14 protein-coding genes and 2 pseudogenes are annotated in these 18,775 nt (G+C 70.6%); 5 read left to right on the forward strand and 11 right to left on the reverse strand.

The genetic code is table 11. The features are described 5' to 3' along the window. Positions 1–177 precede the first annotated feature (177 nt). From infB to rimP, 4 genes are all read right to left on the reverse strand, one after another. Complete coding sequence (infB, locus tag QA861_RS11665) at positions 178–3,333, reverse strand: translation initiation factor IF-2 (RefSeq protein WP_334588273.1); 3,156 nt, start codon at positions 3,331–3,333, stop codon at positions 178–180. 147 nt (positions 3,334–3,480) lie between these two features. Continuing rightward, positions 3,481–3,759, reverse strand: coding sequence for a YlxR family protein (locus tag QA861_RS11670; RefSeq protein WP_334588274.1), 279 nt, complete (start codon positions 3,757–3,759; stop codon positions 3,481–3,483). Positions 3,760–3,857: 98 nt separating this feature from the next. Then, positions 3,858–4,871 (reverse strand): transcription termination factor NusA, encoded by a 1,014-nt coding sequence (nusA, locus tag QA861_RS11675; RefSeq protein ID WP_006375263.1) that lies wholly within the window; start codon positions 4,869–4,871, stop codon positions 3,858–3,860. Positions 4,872–4,873: 2 nt separating this feature from the next. Beyond that, complete coding sequence (gene rimP / locus QA861_RS11680; protein WP_334588275.1) at positions 4,874–5,410, reverse strand: ribosome maturation factor RimP; 537 nt, start codon at positions 5,408–5,410, stop codon at positions 4,874–4,876. Positions 5,411–5,635: 225 nt separating this feature from the next. On the opposite strand from rimP, the gene QA861_RS11685 reads away from it, so the two are divergent. The 4 genes and pseudogenes from QA861_RS11685 to QA861_RS11700 all read left to right on the forward strand — a co-directional run bounded on the left by QA861_RS11685 (position 5,636) and on the right by QA861_RS11700 (position 8,376). Beyond that, positions 5,636–6,211 (forward strand): hypothetical protein, encoded by a 576-nt coding sequence (locus tag QA861_RS11685; RefSeq protein WP_334588276.1) that lies wholly within the window; start codon positions 5,636–5,638, stop codon positions 6,209–6,211. Beyond that, complete coding sequence (locus QA861_RS11690; RefSeq protein ID WP_334588277.1) at positions 6,208–6,714, forward strand: ferritin-like domain-containing protein; 507 nt, start codon at positions 6,208–6,210, stop codon at positions 6,712–6,714. The genes QA861_RS11685 and QA861_RS11690 overlap by 4 nt, the downstream gene beginning before the upstream one ends. A gap of 48 nt (positions 6,715–6,762) precedes the next feature. Next, positions 6,763–7,703, forward strand: a pseudogene (locus tag QA861_RS11695) (aminoglycoside phosphotransferase family protein). A gap of 523 nt (positions 7,704–8,226) precedes the next feature. Beyond that, positions 8,227–8,376: a hypothetical protein gene (locus QA861_RS11700; protein WP_334588278.1), complete on the forward strand. Its 150-nt coding sequence runs from the start codon at positions 8,227–8,229 to the stop codon at positions 8,374–8,376. 69 nt (positions 8,377–8,445) lie between these two features. Here the strand turns inward: QA861_RS11700 and QA861_RS11705 are convergent, their stop codons facing one another. The 6 genes from QA861_RS11705 to dxr form a co-directional block, all read right to left on the reverse strand. Then, positions 8,446–10,152, reverse strand: a complete 1,707-nt coding sequence (locus QA861_RS11705) for a proline--tRNA ligase (RefSeq protein ID WP_334588279.1) — start codon at positions 10,150–10,152, stop codon at positions 8,446–8,448. A 95-nt stretch (positions 10,153–10,247) separates the two neighbouring features. Beyond that, the gene (locus tag QA861_RS11710) at positions 10,248–10,823 is read right to left on the reverse strand and encodes a GNAT family N-acetyltransferase (RefSeq protein WP_334588280.1); all 576 of its coding nucleotides are present in this window, start codon (positions 10,821–10,823) and stop codon (positions 10,248–10,250) included. 110 nt (positions 10,824–10,933) lie between these two features. Next, positions 10,934–11,788: a GNAT family N-acetyltransferase gene (locus tag QA861_RS11715; RefSeq protein ID WP_334588282.1), complete on the reverse strand. Its 855-nt coding sequence runs from the start codon at positions 11,786–11,788 to the stop codon at positions 10,934–10,936. Between the two features lie 271 nt (positions 11,789–12,059). Beyond that, positions 12,060–13,217, reverse strand: coding sequence for a flavodoxin-dependent (E)-4-hydroxy-3-methylbut-2-enyl-diphosphate synthase (ispG, locus tag QA861_RS11720; protein WP_334588283.1), 1,158 nt, complete (start codon positions 13,215–13,217; stop codon positions 12,060–12,062). Positions 13,218–13,409: 192 nt separating this feature from the next. After that, a complete protein-coding gene (locus QA861_RS11725; RefSeq protein WP_503461734.1) occupies positions 13,410–14,714 on the reverse strand; it encodes a M50 family metallopeptidase in 1,305 nt (434 codons plus the stop codon). Beyond that, positions 14,711–15,997, reverse strand: a complete 1,287-nt coding sequence (gene dxr / locus QA861_RS11730; protein WP_334588284.1) for a 1-deoxy-D-xylulose-5-phosphate reductoisomerase — start codon at positions 15,995–15,997, stop codon at positions 14,711–14,713. Before dxr ends, QA861_RS11725 begins: the two co-directional genes overlap by 4 nt. A gap of 335 nt (positions 15,998–16,332) precedes the next feature. Here dxr and QA861_RS11735 point away from each other — a divergent pair. Beyond that, positions 16,333–16,545: pseudogene (locus QA861_RS11735) on the forward strand (lamin tail domain-containing protein); the annotation flags it as partial. A gap of 114 nt (positions 16,546–16,659) precedes the next feature. Here QA861_RS11735 and QA861_RS11740 read toward each other — a convergent pair. Then, complete coding sequence (locus QA861_RS11740) at positions 16,660–18,639, reverse strand: acyl-CoA dehydrogenase family protein (RefSeq protein WP_334588285.1); 1,980 nt, start codon at positions 18,637–18,639, stop codon at positions 16,660–16,662. Between the last annotated feature and the right edge of the window lie 136 nt (positions 18,640–18,775).

Here is an 18,775-nt window from a genome sequence, read left to right on the forward strand (position 1 = left end):
GCCGGTACGGGATCGATGGCCCCGTCGACGGTATGGGCGGGGACATCGAGAACGGTACAACGAACGGGGCGGCGGCTCGACGGGATTGTTCTCGCCCCCCGAGCCCCCGCTCCTCAAACGGCCGACTGGCCGACGGGGACTGCTCCCCGCCGGCCAGCCGGCACACGCTCAGCCTGATCAGCCGCGCGGCTTCTCCCGCATCTCGTACGTCGCGATGACGTCGTCGACCTTGATGTCGTTGAAGTTTCCGAGGTTGATACCGCCCTCGAAGCCTTCGCGGATCTCGGTGACGTCGTCCTTGAAGCGACGCAGACCGGAGATGGTGAGGCTCTCCGCGATGACCTTGCCATCGCGCAGCAACCGCGCCTTGGTGTTGCGCTTGACCTCGCCGGAGCGGACCAGCACACCGGCGATGTTGCCCAGCTTGGACGAGCGGAAGACCTCGCGGATCTCCGCCGTACCGAGCTCGACCTCTTCGTACTCCGGCTTGAGCATGCCCTTGAGGGCCGCTTCGATCTCTTCGATGGCCTGGTAGATCACCGAGTAGTACCGGACGTCGACGCCTTCGCGCTCCGCCATCTGCGCCGCGCGGCCCGCAGCGCGGACGTTGAAGCCGATGACGATGGCGTCGGAGCCGGTCGCCAGGTCGATGTCCGACTCGGTGACCGCACCCACACCGCGGTGCAGGACGCGGATGTCGACCTCTTCACCGACGTCGAGCTGGAGCAGCGAGGACTCGAGAGCCTCCACCGAACCGGACGCGTCGCCCTTGATGATGAGGTTGAGTTCCTGCACCAGACCGGCCTTGAGGGCCTCGTCCAGGTTCTCCAGGGAGAACCGGACACCCCGGCGGGCGAAGTTGGCGTTGCGCTCGCGCGCCGCCCGCTTCTCGGCGATCTGACGCGCCGTACGGTCCTCGTCGACGACCAGGAAGTTGTCGCCGGCGCCCGGGACGTTGGTGAGACCGAGGACGAGGACCGGGGTCGAGGGACCCGCCTCTTCCACGTTGTCGCCCTTGTCGTCGAGCATCGCGCGGACACGGCCGTACGCGTCGCCGACCACCATGGTGTCGCCGACCCGCAGGGTGCCTCGCTGGACCAGGACGGTCGCGACGGCGCCGCGGCCCTTGTCGAGGTGGGACTCGATCGCAATACCCTGCGCGTCCTGCTCCGGGTTGGCCCGCAGGTCGAGCGAGGCGTCCGCGGTGAGGACCACGGCCTCCAGCAGGCTCTCGATGTTGAGGCCCTGCTTGGCGGAGATGTCGACGAACATCGTGTCGCCGCCGTACTCCTCGGCCACCAGACCGAACTCGGTGAGCTGACCGCGCACCTTGGTCGGGTCGGCACCCTCGACGTCGATCTTGTTGACCGCGACCACGATCGGCACACCGGCCGCCTTGGCGTGGTTCAACGCCTCGATCGTCTGGGGCATCACACCGTCGTTGGCCGCCACCACGAGGATCGCGATGTCGGTCGACTTGGCACCACGGGCACGCATGGCGGTGAACGCCTCGTGGCCCGGGGTGTCGATGAAGGTGATGCGACGCTCTTCTTCGTTGACGACGGTCGCGACCTGGTACGCACCGATGTGCTGCGTGATACCGCCGGCCTCGCCCGCGACGACGTTCGTCTTGCGGATGGTGTCGAGGAGGCGGGTCTTACCGTGGTCGACGTGACCCATGACGGTCACGACCGGCGGACGCGCGACGAGGAACTCCTCGCCACCCTCGTCCTCGCCGAACTCGATGTCGAAGGACTCGAGCAGCTCGCGGTCCTCCTCCTCGGGGCTGACGATCTCGAGGACGAAGTTCATCTCGTCCGCGAGGAGCCTCAGCGTCTCGTCGGAGACGGACTGCGTGGCGGTGACCATCTCGCCGAGGTTCATCATCACGCCGACGAGCGACGCCGGGTTGGCGCCGATCTTCTCGGCGAAGTCGGTCAGGGACGCACCACGCGACAGGCGGACGGACTGTCCGTTGCCACGCGGCAGCATCACGCCGCCGACCGACGGGGCCTGCATGGCCTCGTACTCCTGGCGCCTCTGCCGCTTCGACTTGCGACCACGACGCGCGGGACCGCCGGGACGACCGAAGGCGCCCTGCGTGCCACCACGGGCACCCGGACCACCGGGACGACCGCCGAAGCCGGGACGACCGCCGCCGCCACCACCGGGACCACCCGGACGGCCGGCGAAACCGCCGCCACCGCCACCGGGACCACCGGGACGACCGGCGAAGCCGCCACCGCCACCGCCGGGACCGGCCGGACGACCGGCGAAGCCGCCGCCGCCACCGGGACGACCGCCACCGGCACCGGGACCGCCGGGACGACCGCCGCCGCCACCGGGACCACGGCCGCCAGGGCCGCCACCGGGACGCGGGGTGCCCGCAGCGGGACGCTGCGGCATCATGCCGGGGTTGGGACGGTTACCACCGGGGCCGCCACCGGGACGCGGAGCGCCACCGGGACCACCCTGCGGACGAGGCATGCCGCCCGGGCTCGGACGACCGCCGCCCGCACCCTGCGGACGAGGAGCACCCTGACCGCCGCCGGCGCCCTGCGGACGCGGAGCGCCGCCGGGAGCACCGGGACCACCCTGGCCGCCGGGACGCGGGGCGCCCTGCGGACGGGGCGACTGGGGGCGCGCCATGCCGGTGGAACCACCGGACGTGAAGGGGTTGTTGCCCGGACGAGGACCGGCCGGACGGGCACCGCCGGGACGCGGAGCGCCCTGGCCGGCCGGACGCGGGGCGCCCGGACGTTCGCTGCGGCCCTGGCCACGGTCCTGACCGCGGTCCTGACCCTGACCCCGGTCCTGACCGGGACCGGCGGGACGGGCACCACTGGGACGCGGGGCACCGGGACGTGCACCGGTGCTGGGACGCGGGGCCTGCGCAGCGGCCGGAGTGACCGGGGCCGACGGCGGAGCGGTGAACTCCGGCGTGGTCGGCGCCGGGGTGACCGGCTTCGGCGCGGGCTTGGGACCCGGCGTCGGGCGCGAGCCCTGGGGGGCCGGCGTGACCGGAGTGACCGGCGCGGCGGGAGCCGCGGGGGCCTCGGCCACAGCGGGCTTGGGAGCCGGCGGCCGCGGGGCAGCCGGACGTGCCGACTGCGCCGGGGAGGGCGCGCCGGGCTTGGGAGCAGCCTTGCGCGGGGCGCCGGGCTTGGCGCTGCTCCCGCCCTGGAAGGCGTCTGTCAACTTGCGTACTACCGGCGCCTCGATCGTCGAGGACGCCGATCGGACGAATTCACCGAGTTCCTGGAGCTTGGCCATGACAGCCTTGCTCTCCACCCCGAACTCCTTGGCGAGTTCGTATACCCGGACCTTAGCCACTTCGCTCCTTTTAGGTCCGGGTTGCGGCCGGACCGTCGCTACTTCATGGGCGTACTCATCGCGTGCTCATCGAGTGCTCATCGCAATCTCGACCTACTTCCAACTCGCGGGGGTACCAGAGCCGCACGGGGTTCCGCGCGACGCGTCCTACGGTGTTGCCTCTTCGACGTAGCGGCGCAACGCCACCACATCGAGAGTTCCCTGGGCACGCAGTGCCCGTGGGAACGACCGGCGGCGGACCGCCAGGTCGAGGCAGATCATGGCGGGGTGCACGTACGCACCCCGGCCGGGCAGCGTACCGCGATGATCGGGGACGCATTCACCCTCGACCGCCACGATGCGCAGCAGATCCTTCTTGGCCGCTCGCTCCCGACACCCCACACAGGTGCGTTCAGGGCATACGCGGGCACGCGTCCGGCCAGACACTCCTAAGTCTACCTCCCCGAAACGACCTCACCCCATTGGGGCAACAATCGAACGGTTGTTGTCGTGATCCAAGCCACCTACGGCTTGGATCTATTCCCCTACCGGTCGCGTGGCTGCTCAGCGGGCCGCTCGGACGGCTGCTCGGTGTCCGGGCGGATGTCGATCCGCCAGCCGGTCAGCCGGGCCGCGAGCCGGGCGTTCTGGCCCTCCTTGCCGATCGCCAGCGACAGCTGGTAGTCGGGGACCGTCACGCGCGCGGAACGGGCGGCGAGGTCGACGACCTCGACCTTGTTGACCCGAGCGGGGGACAGCGCGTTCGCCACCATGTCGGCCGGGTCGTCCGACCAGTCGACGATGTCGATCTTCTCGCCGTTCAGCTCGGCCATGACGCTGCGCACCCGGGCACCCATGGGGCCGATGCAGGCCCCCTTGGCGTTCAGGCCGCTGCGCGTGGACCGGACGGCGATCTTCGTACGGTGGCCGGCCTCGCGCGCGATGGCCGAGATCTCCACCGAACCGTCGGCGATCTCCGGGACCTCCAGCGCGAAGAGCTTCTTCACCAGGTTGGGGTGCGTGCGCGAGAGGGTGACGGACGGACCGCGCACGCCCTTCGCCACTCGCACGACGTACGACCGCAGCCGCAGCCCGTGCGTGTAGTTCTCCCCGGGGACCTGCTCCTGCACCGGCAGGATGGCCTCCAGCTTGCCGATGTCCACCAGCACGTTCTTCGGGTCGCGGCCCTGCTGGACGACACCGGTGACGATGTCGCCCTCGCGGCCCGCGTACTCGCCGAGCGTCGCGTCGTCCTCGGCGTCCCGCAGGCGCTGCAGGATGACCTGCTTGGCGGTGGTGGCGGCGATCCGGCCGAAGTCCGACGGTGTGTCGTCGAACTCGCGTGCCTCCTGCCCCTCCTCCAGCTCCTGGGGGTCCTCCTTCGCCCACACGGTCACATGACCGGTCTCCCGGTCGAGCTTCACGCGCGCGTGGCGGCGGCTTCCGTCGGTGCGGTGGTAGGCGATGAGGAGGGCCGACTCGATCGCCTCGACCAGCAGGTCGAAGGAGATCTCCTTCTCCCGCACCAAGCCCCGCAGGGCACTCATGTCGATGTCCACGGCTACGCCTCCTCTTCTTCCGTCATGTCCTGCTCATCCTGCTCGTCCTGCTTGTCCTGCTTGTCTTTACGGTTGAACTCGACCTGGACGCGCGCCTTGTCGATGTCGCCGAAGGCGAGCCTGCGGGCGGTGGCCTTCCGGCCCTTCACGCCCGGCACTTCGAGGTCCATGCCCGCGTCGTCCACGGTCAGGATCCTGGCGACCAGTTCTCCGCCCTCGGTGAGCTGAAAGCGCACCAGGCGTCCGACGGCACGTACGTAGTGCCGGTGCTCGGTGAGTTCACGCTCGGCGCCGGGGGTGCCGACCTCCAGGGTGTACTCCCCCACGCCCATCGCGTCGGTCTCGTCGAGCTTCGCCGAGAGCGCCCGGCTCACATCGGCGACCGCGTCCAGATCGGCGCCGTCGTCGGAATCGACGACGACCCGCAGCACTCTCTTGCGCCCGATTGACTCCACTGCGATCTCTTCGAGATCGAGACCCTGCGAGCTGACGAGCGGCTCCAGGAGCTCTCGAAGCCTCTCGCTCTGGGTGGTGCTCATCCGGGTGACTCCTCGGCCGCGTGTGCTGTTGTGGGTAGGTCGCGTGTCAGGTCAAAGGGTATCCGGTCCCAGGGGGTGTTGCCGTCCACCGGGATGCCGCCCGTCACCGGGCTGCGCCGGTGGCGGCTGCCGGGCCGGGGCGCGGGTACGGTGATCACGGGCGTGCTGCCCTTCCGTTGTTTTCCGTGGTCTCCCGTTCGTACGAGCCCTCCGAGGACGTCTGCCGTGCCGTTCCCCCCGCCGTCGCGCACCCCGCTGGGAACCTCTTCGGGTCCGCGCCGAAGGACCCTGCTCGCCTCGGCCGCGGGCGCCGCTCTCCTCGTGGGCTGCACCGCCGACCCCGACTCGACGGTCACGAGCGCCGGCAGCCCGTCGGTCGCCGAGCGCACGCGCGCGCGTGCCGCCCGCGACAGCACCGGCCTCGTACAGCAGTACGACACGGCGATCGCCGCGTTCCCGGTGCTGGCGGAGCGGCTGTCGGAGCTGCGGGCGGAGGTCCAACGGCACGCGAAGGCGTTCGGGGGCGGCGAACCGACCCCCACGCCGACCCACACACCCACACCGACATCGACACCGGCGTCCGCGTCCGCATCCGCATCCGCATCCGCGTCACCTTCGGCTCCCGCGGCGCCGATCAGCGAGCAGGACGTTCTCGCCGGGCTCGTCGCCGCCGAACGGACCCTCGTGGACCGGCGTACGAAGGCGCTGCTCGACGTGCCGGGCGAGCTGGCGCGGGTGCTGGCCTCGGTGGCAGCGGCCGGGGCCGCTCATGTGTATCTGCTGACGGAGGGCATGAAGTGAGCGGGGCGAACGCGAAGAAGACGCAGCAGCCGGAGAAGGACCCCGGCGAGGTGACCGCGCTCCAGGCCGCCCTGGCCGCCGAGCACGCGGCGGTGTACGGGTACGGCGTCGTCGGCGGCCTGATCGGCGAGGCCCGCCGGAGCGAGGCGCGGGCCGCGTACGACGCCCATCGGGCCCGGCGCGACGAGCTGGCGCGAACGGTGCGAGCCCTGGGGAGCAAGCCGGTGGTGGCGGCGGCCGGGTACGCCCTGCCGTTCCCCGTGCCGGACTCGGACGCCGCCGTCCGTCTCGCGGCGGAGCTGGAGGAGCGGGTCGCCGGGGTGTACTCCGACCTGGTCCGGGCAGCCGAGGGCCAGTGGCGCCGGACCGGCGCGGACGCGCTGCGGGAAGCCGCGGTGCGGGCGGTGCGCTGGCGGGGCGGGAGCGTACCCTTCCCTGGGCTCGCCGAGCGGGCCGGCTCCGCGTCGGCACCGGCCCCGGCGCCGGTGACACCCACGGCGTAGCCCGAACCGCATACCGCGTACCGCGCACCGGAAGGAAACGACTCGCGCATGGCTTTCGAACCGCCGCCCCGTCTGGTGAGGGCGCTCGGCGAGACGGTACCGGACGGTGACGACTGGCTGGCGCGGCTGCCCGTGACTGCTCAACAGGCCCTGGATCTACGCGTGTTGACCATGGAACGGGTGCAGGTTCCGGGTGGTCGGAGCAGTCTGGTGGTGCTGGTGCGGCGGGCTGACGACGCGCCCGCCGTCCTGAAACTCGCACCACGCCGGGCCCGGCCGGAGAGTGAGCGGGCGGCGCTGGCGCACTGGGGCGGGGCGGGCGCGGTGCAGTTGCTGGAGCCGTCCGCCGACGCCATTGGCCCCGCCGGCTCCGCTGGCTCCACCGGCGAGGGTGTGCTGTTGCTGGAGCGGCTGCATCCGGATGTGTCGGTGCGGTCGCTGCCCGAGGCGAAGGCCTTGCTGGAGGCGGCGGGGACGCTGCGGCGGCTGTGGGTCGAGCCGCCCCCGGGTCGGACGCGGTGTTCGAGACGGTGGCCACGCGCACCGGTCGGCAGGCCGAGGCGATGGCGGCGAGCGCCGGCGCGGACGCGCAGGTAGCGCCGCTGGTCGAGGTGGCGCTCGCCGCACGTACGGAGTTGCTGGTCGCGCCGCCGGAGGCGCGGTTGCTGCACGGGACGTTCCGGCAGAGCAAGGTGCTGGCCGCGGAGCGGGCGCCATGGCTGGCGGTGGGGCCGGATCCGGTGGTCGGTGAGTGCGCGTTCGATTTGGCGCGGCTGGTCCGGGACCGGGTGGAGGATCTGATCGCGTCGCCGTCGGGGGCGGCGATCACTCGGCGTCGGGTGAAGCGGCTTGCCGAGTCGCTCGATGTGGATCAGGAGCGGTTGCGGGGGTGGACGCTGTTCCGGGCGGTGGAGTCGGGGGTTCGGGCGCGTCGTGTGGGGCGTGTGCAGGATGCGGAGTTGCTGTTGGAGTTCGCCGGGTGGCTCTGAGGCCGCCGGGTGGCTCCAGGCCGGTGGGGGCTTGTCGCGCCCACTCGGCGGAGCCACACGTGTCACAGCCCGGCACCCCTGGGTGTGCCAGCCGCGCCTGAGCTCCAGGGCCAGGACCGGCCAGTCGGACGCCGCTCTGCGGGCTCGTTTCACGGTGCGGGCCGGCAGGGGGGTGCCGTCGAGGATCGGGGAGCCCCACTCGTCCACGGCGCCGCGTTCCGGGAGTAGTCCGGCGCACACGCCGTGGTTCTGGCAGGCCGGCCGTTCGGTAACCGGTCGCGTGGGCGTCGAGTTCGGTGGCGGAGGTGGTCAGGGCCGAGCGGATGAGGCGGACCGTGCCGTCGGGGTGGTGGCAGGCGCCGCGGCCCTCGACCACCGGCCCAGCGGGCCACGTCCGCGCGGACCGAGTCCCTTCCACGAAAAGCGAACCTGGCGGCCGGGCGTCGTCACGACCGTTCCGTCTCTCGCCACGAGCCTCGCCGGGAGGCCGAGGCCCCTCAGCCAGCGTTCCACGCCCACGCCTTTGACCAGGGCCGCCGTGGCCGGGGCGTTGGCGTCGGCGCAGTCGGCCGCCGCCACGGCCGCCGGACGCCGCATCCCTCTGCGCACCGCCGCGGCGGCTCGCCGCTCCCGCTCCCTGACCGTCATGGCCGTTTCCCTCCGTAGGACGTGACTCTGTGTCACGCCCTACGTTCGGGGACCGGCCTGAGATCTGAGAGGCGGCTCTACATCATGGCCGCCGTCAGGCGGTGGCGGTCAGGCGGGCGATCGCTTCCTCGACCGTCAGTTCCTCGCGCTCGCCCGTCCGGCGGTCCTTCAGTTCCAGGACGCCCTCGGCCGAACGGCGACCCGCCACCAGGATCTTCGGTACGCCGATCAGCTCGGCGTCCGTGAACTTGACGCCCGGGGAGACGCCGGCACGGTCGTCGACCAGGACGCGGGCGCCGGCCGCGGCCAGCTTGTCGGAGACGTCGAGGGCCAGTTCGGTCTGGAGGGCCTTGCCGGCGGCGACGACGTGGACGTCGGCCGGGGCGATCTCCTTGGGCCAGCACAGGCCCTGCTCGTCGGCGTGCTGCTCGGCGAGGGCCGCGACCGCGCGGGAGACACCGATGCCGTACGAGCCCATGGTCACGCGGACCGGCTTGCCCTGCTGGCCGAGGACGTCGAGGCTGAGGGCGTCGGCGTACTTGCGGCCGAGCTGGAAGATGTGGCCGATCTCGATGGCACGGTCCAGCTTGAGGCCGGTGCCGCAGGCAGGGCAGGGGTCGCCTTCCTGGACGACCACGGAGTCGATGTACTCGTCGACCTCGAAGTCCCGGCCGGCGACGACGTTCTTCGCGTGCAGGGCGTCCTTGTTGGCGCCGGTGATCCAGGCGGTGCCGGGGGCGATGCGCGGGTCCGCGAAGTAGCGGACCTTCTCCAGGCCCTGCGGGCCCACGTAGCCGCGTACGAGGTCGTCGCGGCCCGTGAAGTCCTCGGCGGTGACGAGTTCGACGGCGGCGGGCGCGAAGTGCGCCTCGACCTTGCCCAGGTCGACCTCACGGTCACCGGGGACACCGATCGCGACGATCTCGCCGTCCACCTTGACCAGGAGGTTCTTGAGGGTGGCCGACGCCGCCACGTTCAGGTAGGCGGCGAGCGTCTCGATGGTCGGGGTCTCGGGGGTGGGGATCTCCTCCAGGGCGGGGACGGCCGACCCGTCCACCGGCTGGAGCGCGTACGTGATCGCCTCGGTGTTGGCGGCGTAGTCGCAGTTGGGGCAGTCGGCGAAGGTGTCCTCGCCGGCGGCTGCCGGGGCGAGGAACTCCTCGGACTTGGAGCCGCCCATGGCGCCCGCGGTGGCGGCGCAGATGCGGTAGTCGAGGCCGAGACGCGCGAAGATCTTCTGGTACGCCTCGCGGTGCAGGGCGTACGACTTGGCGAGGCCCTCGTCCTCGGTGTCGAAGGAGTAGGAGTCCTTCATCAGGAACTCGCGGCCCCGCAGGATGCCGGCACGCGGGCGGGCCTCGTCGCGGTACTTGTTCTGGATCTGGTAGAGGATCACGGGCAGGTCCTTGTAGGACGTGCACTGGTCCTTGACCAGGAGGGTGAAGATCTCCTCGTGGGTCGGACCGAGGAGATAGTCGCCGCCCTTGCGGTCGTTGAGGCGGAACAGCTCGGGGCCGTACTCGTCCCAGCGGCCGGTCGCCTCGTACGGCTCCCTCGGCAGCAGGGCGGGGAGCGTGACCTCCTGGGCGCCGATGGCGTCCATCTCCTCGCGGACGACCCGCTCCACGTTGGCCAGGACCTTCTTGCCGAGCGGCAGCCAGGACCACAGACCGGCGGCGGTCCGGCGCACATAACCGGCCCTGACCAGCAGCTTGTGGCTGAGCACCTCGGCGTCGGCCGGGTCGTCACGCAGTGTCTTGAACATCAAACGGGACATGCGCTGGACCTGGGCCTGGGCCATGATTCTCGACTCCTGCTGCGTAAGGGTGATGGCAGGAGGTTAGCCGGGGGGTGCGGGGCGGTGGAAATCGGTTCGCCCGTGGGGGCTCACAGGCCCTAGCGTCGGCGCAGCGGCAGTGGGGCGCCCATCACGGCGTACGGCTTCGGGGCGCTGGGGAAGAGGACCTGGCGGGCCAGGTCCTCGTAGCCGAGGGAGTGGTAGAGGCCGCGGGCCGGACTGTCGGTGTCGATCGCGGAGAGGATCGAGCGGGGTTCGGCGGCGCCGTCGGTGATGGCGGTGATGAGGGCGCGGCCGACGCCGATGTTCTGGAACGTCGGGTGGACGTGCAGTTCGGTGATCACGAAGGAGTCGTCGAGCCAGGCGTCGTGGCCCTGCCTGCGCAGATACGGCTCGACGACGGTCGACCACCAGTGCGTACGGTCGTTCGGCATGCCGTACACGAACCCGGCGAGCCGTCCCTCGGGGGTGGTCGCGCCGAGCGCCCGGGCGCCGGGGTAGCTCAGATGCCGCAGGACGATCTGCCTGCGTACGGCGACCTCGTCGGCGCCGAGACCGAACGCCACGGCCTGGACGGCGAGCGCCTCGTCGACCCGGGCAGCGAGGTCGAGGGCGCCGACGACCACGTCGTGGGGGCGGGGGTGACGGTGGCCCTGACCGGGAAAGCGCGGCATGTCGGGAGACTACAGGGGGTGCGGGGGCCGCTCGGCGGGAGCGTGGCGGATGTGGCCGAGCCTCGTCCCCCGGGATCGCCCGGACGACGGCGGTCGTTTCGGAACAGGACTCAGAACAGGACGCTCATGAAAGCGCCGACCTCCTGGAAGCCCACCCGCAGATAGGTCCGGCGGGCGGGGGTGTTGAAGTCGTTCACGTACAGGCTGACCACCGGGGCCACGTCCGCGAGGGCGTAGCGCAGTACGGCGGCCATGCCGGGGGCCGCGAGGCCCAGGCCCCGGTATTCGGGGGCCACCCACACGCCCTGGATCTGACAGGCCTGGGAGGTCGCGGCGCCGATCTCGGCCTTGAAGGCGACCTTGCCGTGCTCGTCGAGGCGGGCGAAGGAGCGGCCGGAGCCGACCAGTTCGGCGACCCTGGCCTGGTAGAGGAGGCCGCCGTCGCCCGCGAGTGGCGAGATTCCGACCTCTTCGGTGAACATCGCCACGCACGCCGGCATGATCGTTTCCATCTCGTCCTTGCGGATGCGGCGGACGTACGGGTCCGGGGCGACGAGGGAGGGGTCGGGAAGCCGGTCGGTGACCATGAGGGGCTGGTGGCGGCGGACCTCACGGGCGGGGCCCCAGCTCGGTTCGAGCAGCCGCCACAGCTGTGTGGTGGCCTCGGCGGGGCCGACGATGGAGGAGCAGCGGCGGCCCGCTCGCCTGGCCCGGTCGGCGAAGGCGCGCACGGCGCGGGGGGTGGCGCAGATCGGGACGAGGTTGGCGCCCGCGTAGCAGAGGCTGGTGAGCATGCCGTCCTCGTACCAGCCCCACATCTCGCCGCCGAGGCGCCAGGGGTCGAGGCCGGCCACCTGGACCCGGGACGTCACGAAGGCGTTGTGGACCGGCTCGCGGCCGAGGACGGCGAGCGCGGCGTCCAGGTCGCCCGGGTCGAGGACCCGGGAGGTGGTCTGCGTCAACACGTGCGGGCCTCACCATGCGGTCTGCTGATTCTCCGCACTGTACCTGCGGAAGCTGAGCGGCGTCGCCCTGTGGTGGGTGCCGCTTGCTTGACAGTGGACGTGGGCTTGGCTTGCCGTTGCTGGGGGCTGCCGCCCCCAGACCCCCGCTTCGGCCCTGAAGGGGCCTCGTCCTCAAACGCCGGACGGGCTGGACGGTGCCGGCCGTTGAGGAGCGGGGGTTCGGGGGCGGAGCCCCCGAGGATGGGACGGGTAGGGGCGGCGGGGGCGAAGATCAGCCCGCGACGGAGACCGATGGCTCGCCGGAAGCGATGCCGTCCCGCTCCATCTGTTCGGCGATCTTCAGCGCCTCCTCGATCAGGGTCTCGACGATCTTCGACTCGGGGACCGTCTTGATGACCTCGCCCTTCACGAAGATCTGGCCCTTGCCGTTGCCGGAGGCGACGCCGAGGTCGGCTTCGCGGGCCTCGCCGGGGCCGTTCACCACGCAGCCCATGACCGCGACGCGCAGCGGGACCTCCATGCCCTCCAAGCCGGCGGTGACCTCTTCGGCCAGCTTGTAGACGTCGACCTGGGCGCGCCCGCACGAGGGGCACGAGACGATCTCCAGGCCGCGCTGGCGGAGGTTGAGGGACTCCAGGATCTGGTTGCCGACCTTGATCTCCTCGACCGGCGGCGCCGACAGGGAGACGCGGATCGTGTCGCCGATGCCCTCGCTGAGCAGCGCGCCGAAGGCGACGGCCGACTTGATGGTGCCCTGGAACGCCGGGCCCGCCTCGGTCACGCCGAGGTGGAGGGGGTAGTCGCAGGCGGCGGCGAGCTGACGGTAGGCGTTGACCATGATCACCGGGTCGTTGTGCTTGACGGAGATCTTGATGTCCCGGAAGTCGTGCTCCTCGAAGAGCGACGCCTCCCACAGCGCCGACTCGACGAGCGCCTCGGGGGTGGCCCTGCCGTACTTCTGGAGGAGCCGGCGGTCCAGCGAACCGGCGTTGACGCCGATACGGATCGGCGTGCCGTGGTCCTTGGCGGCGCGCGCGATCTCCTTGACCTGGTCGTCGAACTGCTTGATGTTGCCGGGGTTCACCCGGACCGCCGCGCAGCCGGCCTCGATCGCGGCGAACACGTACTTCGGCTGGAAGTGGATGTCGGCGATCACCGGGATCTGCGACTTGCGCGCGATGGTCGCCAGCGCGTCCGCGTCGTCCTGCGTGGGGCACGCCACCCGCACGATCTGGCAGCCGGACGCCGTCAGTTCGGCGATCTGCTGGAGCGTGGCCCCGATGTCCGACGTACGCGTGGTCGTCATCGACTGCACCGACACCGGCGCGTCCCCGCCCACGGCCACCGAACCGACCTGGATCTGCCGGCTCTTGCGGCGTTCGGCGAGCTTGGTCGGAACGGTCGGCATGCCGAGAGAAATCGCAGTCATCTGCTGTGCAACCCCAAGTTGTGGTTCAAGGTCCGGTCCCGGGAACAGCGGGCTCCAGGCTTCGAGATTACGGCACCCGCCCAGGCCTGAGCACATCCCAGCCGTAAACCCACTCATTGGAGAACGGCCGGGCACGGTGGGGTTCTCCCACTGTGCCCGGCCGTCACGAACGCCTTCGCGAACACCGGATGGCTACGAGATGCGCACCGGATTGACCACGTCCGCCACCAGGACCAGGAGCGTGAAGCAGATGAAGAGTCCCGCCACCACATAGGCGACCGGCATCAGCTTCGCCACGTCGAACGGACCCGGGTCCGGGCGCTTGAGCACCTTCGCCGTGTTCCGTCGCAGTGACTCCCACACTGCGCCCGCGACATGGCCGCCGTCGAGCGGCAGCAGCGGGAGCATGTTGAAGAGGAAGAGGGACAGGTTGAAGCCCGCCACCAGCATCAACGCCATCGCCAGCTGCTGGGTGGGCGGGATGTCCAGGGTGAAGATCTCACCGCCCACGCGGGCCGCGCCGACGACGCCCATCGGGGAGTCCGCCGCGCGTTCGCCCCCGTCGAACGCCGCGTTCCACAGGGCGGGGATCTTGCCGGGCAGGCTCGCGATCGAGTCGACGGCCTCGCCCATCCGGTCCCCCATCCAGGTCACCGAGTCGCCGAAGTCCTGGCGGACGATGCCGGTGGCCGCGCCGAAGCCGAGGAAGCCGGCCGTGACGTACTGGCCCTGGACGATCTGGCCGCTGGAGTCCTTCTTCGCCACCTGGTTCGAGGCGATCTTCGCGTGCAGGGTGACCTGCTCGCCCTTGCGTTCGACGACGATCGCCACGTCCTTGCCGGGGTTGGCGCGGATCTCGTCCGACAGCTTGTTCCAGGCGTCGACCTGGACCCCGTCGAAGGAGAGGATCTTGTCGCCCGCCTTGAGGCCGGCCGCCGCGGCCGGGGAGGCCTCGTCGGTCGTGCGGCACTTGTCGCGGCCCTCGCTCTGGGCGATGACGCACTGGGAGACGGAAGCGACAGTGGTGGTCTGCTGCGAGACCCCGAAGCCCATCAGGACGGTCAGGAACAGGGCCACCGCGAGGATCAGGTTCATGAACGGGCCCGCGAACATCACGATGATGCGTTTCCACGGCTTGCGCGTGTAGAACAGGCGCTTCTCGTCGCCCGGCAGCATCTCCTCGAAGGACTGTGCGCGCGCGTCCTCGATCATTCCGCGCCAGGGGGAGGACGAGCGGGCCTCGATGCGGCCGTCCGGGCCCGGCGGGAACATCCCGATCATGCGGATGTAGCCGCCGAACGGGATCGCCTTGAAGCCGTACTCGGTCTCACCCTTCTTGCGCGACCAGATCGTCGGACCGAAGCCGACCATGTACTGCGGTACGCGGATGCCGAAGAGCTTCGCCGTGGAGAGATGTCCCAGCTCGTGCCAGGCGATCGACACCAACAGGCCGATCACGAAGACGACTACGCCCAGGACCATCATCAGTGTCGTCATGCACGGGCCTCCGCCGCTTGCTCTGTCTTCGTCTGCTGTTTCTTCGTCCGGTGTGTCAGTTCCCGGGCCCTCGCCCGCGCCCAGGACTCCGCTTCAAGGACGTCCGCGACGGTCAGGGAAGTTCCCGTACGAGGGGTGCCGTGCTCCTCGACCACCCGGGTCACGGTCTCCATGATTCCGTTGAACGGTAGCCCGCCGCCGCGGAACGCCTCCACGCACTCCTCGTTCGCCGCATTGAACACCGCGGGAGCCGTGCCCGCGAGCTGCCCCACATGCCGGGCGAGGCCGACCGAGGGGAACGCGTCGGTGTCGAGCGGGAAGAACTCCCACGTCGACGCCTTGCTCCAGTCGAACGCGGGCGCAGCGTCCGGTACGCGCTCCGGCCAGCCGAGGCCGATCGCGATGGGGCCCCGCATGTCGGGGGGCGTGGCCTGGGCCAGTGTCGATCCGTCCGTGAACTCAACCATCGAGTGGACATACGACTGCGGGTGCACGACCACCTCAATGCGGTCGAAGGGAATGTCGTAGAGGAGGTGTGCCTCGATCACCTCCAGGCCCTTGTTGACGAGCGTCGCGGAGTTGATCGTGATCACCGGGCCCATCGCCCAGGTGGGGTGCGCGAGCGCCTCCTCGACCGTCACATCGGCCAGCTGCGCCTTCGTACGGCCGCGGAAGGGGCCGCCGGACGCCGTGACCACGAGCTTGCGCACAGCGGAGCGGGTGCCGGCCGCCAGGGCCTGGAACAGGGCCGCGTGCTCGGAGTCGACCGGGATGATCTGGCCCGGCCGGGCGAGCGCCTTGACCAGCGGGCCGCCGACGATGAGCGACTCCTTGTTGGCGAGCGCGAGAGTGCGGCCCGCCTTCAGCGCCGCGAGGGTGGGGGCGAGGCCGATGGAGCCGGTGATGCCGTTCAGCACGGTGTGGCATGCGCCGGCGGCGAGGTGCGTGGCCGCCTCCGGTCCGGCGAGGAGCTCGGGGAGCGGCTCCCCGGCGCCGTATCTGGCGCTCAGCGCCTCGCGCAGGGCCGGTACGGCGTCCTCGCGGGCCACCGCGACCGTGCGTACGCGCAGTTGGTGGGCCTGCTCGGCGAGGAGCTCCACCCGACCGCCGGCGGCCGAGAGCCCGGTGACCCGGAAGCGGTCCGGGTTGCGCAGCACGAGGTCGATGGCCTGGGTGCCGATCGATCCGGTGGAACCGAGGATCACCACGTCCCGCGGACCGCCTTCGGCGACGGGGTCGAAGACGACGTGCGGGTCTGCGAGTGGGGCTGGACTGTCGGTCATCCCTCCATTGTGGCCGCTGCCACCGACAGTGAGGACAGGGCCTAGGCCGGGGAGGAATCGGACTCCTGCGGAGCAGGGCAGGAAGCGGGGTTTTGTCCCAAAGGCGAAACACCGTCCACCTTGATCGGGTACGCTGCATGCCGTGCGTTGCGAGAACCAAGCGCGTACGCCGTGCTGATCGAGAGCCAGGACAGCACATGCACCTCCAGGCTTTGCCGTCTCAAACCGGGCTGGTTTCAACCCGGCTGGTGTTGATCGTGGAAGACCTGTTGGGTCGCTGACCCGCAGGCAGCGTGAGCCAGGAATCCCCCTGCTTCAGTTGGGGGAGGATTCAAAAGTACACCTTCGCCAATCTGAAGATCGGCGCGGGCAAGACCATGAAGATCCGCACCGGCAAGGGCACGGACACCGCCGCGACGAAGTTCCAGAAGCGTGCCTGGTACGTCTGGAACAACACCAGCGACACGGCGATCCTGACGAGAGCGAACGGGTCGAAGGTCGACGACTGCAAGTGGACGACCAGCGACCCGAGCGACAAGTGGTGTTAGCTCCGCTGGATGGGCGGTTCACTGCCTGCGGGTAGGTGGGGGCTCGTCGCGCCCACGCGGCGAAGCCGCAGTTCGGCACAGCCCCGCGCCCCTATAGGGGCGCGGGGAACACGTTCAGCGGATGGGGCGGTGCAGGTTCTCCTGGCGGGTCGGGCCCGGGGTGGCATCCGCGATCCAGGGGCCGTCGCCCGAGAGGTCTACGACTCCTTCCTCCAGCCAGGTGTACGTGCCGGTGAGGACGCCCCTGACCACCGCGCGGTCGATGTCGTCGGTGTTGGTCCACAGACGGCCGAAGAGTTCCTCGACGCGGACCCGGGACTGGCGGCAGAAGGCGTCGGCCAGTTGGTAGGCCTCGTGGCCGTTCTGGCCCTGGGCGCGCAGGAGTTCCGCGCGTACGCAGGCCGCGCTCATGGCGAACAGTTCGGCGCCGATGTCGACGATCCGGCCGAGGAAGCCCTGTTTGGTCTCCATCCGGCCCTGCCAGCGAGACATGGCGTAGAAGGTGGAGCGGGCCAGCTTGCGGGCGCTGCGCTCGACGAACCGCAGGTGCGGCGAGAGGTCGACCTCGCGCTTGAACTCGCTGTACGAGTTCGGGAGTTGACCGGCGCCCGTGACGAGTTTCGGCAGCCACCTGGCGTAGAAGACACCGGCGTTCGCGCCCGCCCTCGCCTTGTCCGAGAGGGACTTGTCGGGGTCGATGAGGTCGCCGGCGACCGTCAGATGGGCGTCGACCGCCTCGCGGGCGATCAGCAGGTGCATGATCTCCGTCGAGCCCTCGAAGATGCGGTTGATGCGGAGGTCGCGCAGTATCTGCTCGGCGGGGATCGCCCGTTCCCCGCGGGCGGCGAGCGACTCGGCGGTCTCGAAGCCGCGTCCGCCGCGGATCTGGACGAGTTCGTCGGCCATCAGCCAGGCCATCTCGGAGCCGTACAGCTTGGCGAGGGCGGCCTCGATGCGGATGTCGTTGCGGTTCTCGTCGGCCATCTGGGAGGAGAGGTCCACGACGGCCTCCAGGGCGAAGGTGGTGGCCGCGATGAAGCTGATCTTCGAGCCGACCGCCTCGTGCAGCGCGACCGGCCTGCCCCACTGCTCCCGTACGCCCGACCACTCCCGGGCGATCTTCAGGCACCACTTCCCGGCGCCCACACACATCGCGGGCAGCGACAGGCGGCCCGTGTTCAGGGTCGTCAGGGCGATCTTGAGGCCGGCACCCTCGGGGCCGATCCGGTTGGCGGCCGGGACGCGGACCTGGTGGAGGCGCGTGACGCCGTTCTCCAGGCCGCGCAGGCCCATGAAGGCGTTGCGGTTCTCGACGGTGACGCCCTCGGAGGCGGTCTCGACGACGAACGCGGTGATCCCGCCCTTGTGGCCCTCGGACTTCGGTACCCGGGCCATGACGACGAGGAGGTCGGCGACGACTCCGTTGGTCGTCCAGAGCTTCACCCCGTCCAGGACGTAGTCGTCACCGTCCGGTACCGCGCTCGTGGCGAGCCGCGCCGGGTCGGAACCGACGTCCGGCTCCGTCAGCAGGAACGCGGAGATGTCGGTGCGGGCGCAGCGGGGCAGGAACTCGTCCTTCTGCTCCTGGGTGCCGAAGAGTTTCAGCGGCTGCGGTACGCCGATCGACTGATGGGCGGAGAGCAGCGCGCCGAGCGCCGGGTTCGCCGAGCCGACCAGGGCGAGCGCCTTGTTGTAGTACACCTGGGTGAGGCCGAGGCCGCCGTACGTGGTGTCGATCTTCATACCGAGGGCGCCGAGCTCCTTGAGCCCGTTGATGACCTCGTCCGGGATCCGGGCCTCGCGCTCGATGCGGGCCGCGTCGATCTTCGTCTCGCAGAAGTCGCGCAGCTCGGCGAGGAACTCCTCACCGCGCCGCGTGTCCTCGGCGGCCGGGAGCGGGTGCGGGTGGATGAGGTCGAGCCGGAACCGGCCGAGGAACAGCTCCTTGGCGAAGCTGGGCTTCTGCCACCCCTGCTCCCGGGCGGCCTCCGCCACCTGGCGGGCCTCCCGCTCGGTGACGGTGGGTTTGACTGTGGGTTTGCCTGGGGGTTCGGCGGTGGGTTGGGCGGATGGTTTGACTGGGCTTGCGGACATGAGGCACACCTCGCCGCGAATCGGGATCTTGAGGACCGTACGTCACTGATCGGTGCTACTCGATCGTTGGTACCCGATTACGGGCGACCTCACCAGTTCTCGCGCGACGCAGTACTGGGACACCGTTTCGCGTAGA

Source organism: Streptomyces sp. B21-083 (assembly GCF_036898825.1).
Taxonomy (GTDB): Bacteria; Actinomycetota; Actinomycetes; order Streptomycetales; family Streptomycetaceae; genus Streptomyces.